Below are 3,007 nucleotides of genomic sequence, written 5' to 3' on the forward strand. Positions count from 1 at the left end.
AGTCAGCAGTATCAGGAACCAGGTTTCAGCGCCAATAGTCTTGATGGGCTACAGCAACCCGATCTATGCCTATGGCTGGCAACGCTTTGCTCAGGACGCGGTTAAGGCAGGCATAGACGGCCTGCTACTGGTAGACCTGCCGCCGGAAGAGGCTGGTGAACTGCTCCCTGCGGCGAAGGCAGCCGGTCTTGAAGTCATTTTCCTGCTGACCCCGACCTCCGATGACATCAGGATCAAGCAGGTCAGCCGTTACGGCAGCGGTTTTCTCTATTATGTTACCGTTACCGGCGTTACCGGTGCCCGCCAATCGGTCTCAAACAGTCTTGAGGATGAACTGAAAACCATACGGCATACTATTAAACTTCCGGTTGTAGCCGGTTTTGGCATCTCAACCCCGGCCCAGGCAGCCCAGGTAGCAGCAACAGCTGATGGTGTTGTGGTTGGTAGTGCCATTGTCAAACTGTTTGAACAGCACCAGGGTGAACAGCTGCAATCAGAGGTAACCGGACTGATCAGATCACTGAAAAAGGCCATTTCGTCGTAAGATTTTTCCTGAGAGGATATATTTATGAGTTGGTTTAAACGCGATAAAACAGGAATTGAAAAAAGCAGTACCAAGAACGTCAAGGTACCGGAAGGTCTTTGGACCAAATGCCCGGGCTGCAGCGAATCTCTGCTGACCAAAGAGATTGAAGAAAACCTGCAGGTCTGCCCCAAGTGCGGTCACCACTACCGGATCGCCCCACGCAAACGGCTGCAGGCGCTGCTGGACAACGGTACCTGGCAGGAATTTGATGCAGAGTTGACCTCTGTTGACTTTCTGGATTTCAAAGACACCAAGAGCTACCAGGAACGGATCAACACCACCGTTGCCAAGGGTGGCTCCCGCGACGCCGTTATCTGCGTTGAGGGAGGAATCGAAGGGATCGCAACCCAGGTTGCCATCTTTGACTTTGCCTTTATGGGTGGCAGCATGGGCAGCGTGGTGGGTGAAAAGATTACCCGCTCCATCGAGCGCGGCCTTGAGAAAAAGCAGCCGGTAATCGTCATCTCTGCCTCTGGTGGCGCACGGATGCAGGAGTCCATCCTTTCACTGATGCAGATGGCCAAGACCTCTGCCGCCCTGGCCAAGCTGAAGGCAGCTGGCCTGCCGTTCATCTCTATCCTGACTGACCCCACCACCGGTGGCGTTACTGCCAGCTTTGCCATGCTGGGAGACCTTAATATTGCTGAACCTAAAGCCCTGATCGGCTTTGCCGGACCACGGGTGATTGAGCAGACCATACGTCAGAAACTGCCAGCCGGATTCCAGCGTTCCGAATACCTGCTGGATCACGGTATGGTGGACATGATCGTCTCGCGGCTTGAGATGCGAAAAGCGCTTGGCCAGGTTCTGGCAATGCTCACCAGACAGTAGGTGTGCCCGTTTCACAGCAGCTTGCACAACTTTTTGGCCGGCGACGTTTCAACATCAAGCCCGGCCTTGAGCGGATCACTGCTCTGCTGGAGAGACATGGACATCCAGAAAGATCCTTTGCCGCCGTACATATTGTCGGCACCAATGGAAAAGGCTCAACCGCCGCTTTCCTGGCGTCCATCTTTGAACAGGCCGGTTTCAACACCGGCCTGTTCACCTCTCCCCACCTTGTCAGCTACACTGAACGATTCCGCATTAATGGCGTTGACATTTCTTCAGAGCAGCTGGGGAAACTCATTCAGGAGCTGCTGGATCTGGCCACCCCGGATGATACTTTTTTTGAATTAACCACGGCACTGGCCTGCCACTGGTTCGCACAAAACAACATCCAGATAGCCGTACTGGAAGCAGGCATGGGCGGACGGAGTGATGCCACAGCCGCAGTACCGGGCCTGGCCACAATTATTACCCCGATAGCCCTTGACCATTGCCAATGGCTGGGCACTGATCTTCAAACCATTGCAGCTGAAAAAGTGGGTATCGCAGCGCCGGGAAGCCCGATTATCTCAGCTGCACAGGCACCGGAAGTGCTTAACGTGCTTGAGGAGTACTGTCTGCTCAACGGCAACCGCCTGCTCCTTGCAGAGCGTGACTTTAACGCAACCTGCAACGGCGCTGATGGCAGCCTTAGCTACCAAGGCTCTACAGGCACTGTAAGCGGGCTTTTTCCCAGTCTCAACGGCAGGTATCAGATAGGCAATGCCACCCTGGCCCTGGCAGCAGCTGAACAGTTATCATCCCAGGGATTCCCTGTTGTACCCCAGGCAATGCAGCAGGGCCTGGCATCAACACGCTGGCCCGGCCGGATGGAATTAATCAGGCTGCCTGACGGTGTTGAACTGCTACTGGATGGAGCCCACAACCCCGCCGGTGCCCTGGCTTTGGCAGATGCTCTGGCTGCCTATGGAACGCGCAAAAAAATTCTGTTGCTGGGGATGATGGAAGATAAAGACCTACACGGCGTGCTGCAGCCGCTGTTACAACAGGTTCAGCAGGTTATTACAGTCAGTCCGTCCCAGGAACGTGCCATTCCGGCAACAGACCTTGCAGCAAGCTGCAGGACAGAGGGAACCCCGGCCACAGCAGCAGGCTTGGTAGCTGCAGGACTGGAAGCTGCACAGGCAGCAGCCAAACCAGGCGATCTGATTATAGCTGCAGGATCACTCTTTCTGGTGGGCGAACTAAAGGCACTGCTGGCAGGTACCCCCTGCGAAGCGGTGCGGGGATAATCCTAACTACAACTCAAGGCGATATCTTGAAACTACGTACCTGCATTTTCATACTGTTTTTGCTGCTGCCCACTCTGTCACAGGCTGCCGAACAGACCACCGGCGCCCCCGGCATGACCATCCGTGCCGATGTCATGACCCATGATGCTGCCGCAGACCTGATCAAGGCCAGCGGCAAGGTTGAAATGACCTGGCAGGATATGACCATGACTGCTGATGAGGCAACCTTCAACCGTACCAATCAGACACTGCTTGCCAAGGGTAACGTCTATCTGGTCAAGGCAGGTGATATTCTCTGGGG

The 3,007-nt window shown here is 54.9% G+C and carries 4 protein-coding genes; all 4 read left to right on the plus strand.

The features are described 5' to 3' along the window. Positions 1–544, plus strand: a 544-nt coding sequence (trpA, locus tag OEL57_RS15815) for a tryptophan synthase subunit alpha (RefSeq protein ID WP_300741799.1), incomplete at its 5' end; no start/stop codon positions are given. 24 nt (positions 545–568) lie between these two features. After that, complete coding sequence (accD, locus tag OEL57_RS15820) at positions 569–1,417, plus strand: acetyl-CoA carboxylase, carboxyltransferase subunit beta (RefSeq protein ID WP_300741801.1); 849 nt, start codon at positions 569–571, stop codon at positions 1,415–1,417. Between the two features lie 2 nt (positions 1,418–1,419). Further along, on the plus strand, positions 1,420–2,706 hold the full coding sequence (locus OEL57_RS15825; RefSeq protein WP_300741802.1) for a bifunctional folylpolyglutamate synthase/dihydrofolate synthase: 1,287 nt from the start codon (positions 1,420–1,422) through the stop codon (positions 2,704–2,706). Between the two features lie 26 nt (positions 2,707–2,732). Continuing rightward, positions 2,733–3,007: hypothetical protein (locus tag OEL57_RS15830; protein WP_300741803.1), on the plus strand; the 275-nt coding region annotated here is incomplete at its 3' end.

Source organism: Trichlorobacter sp. (assembly GCF_030247655.1).
Lineage (GTDB): Bacteria > Desulfobacterota > Desulfuromonadia > Geobacterales > Pseudopelobacteraceae > Trichlorobacter.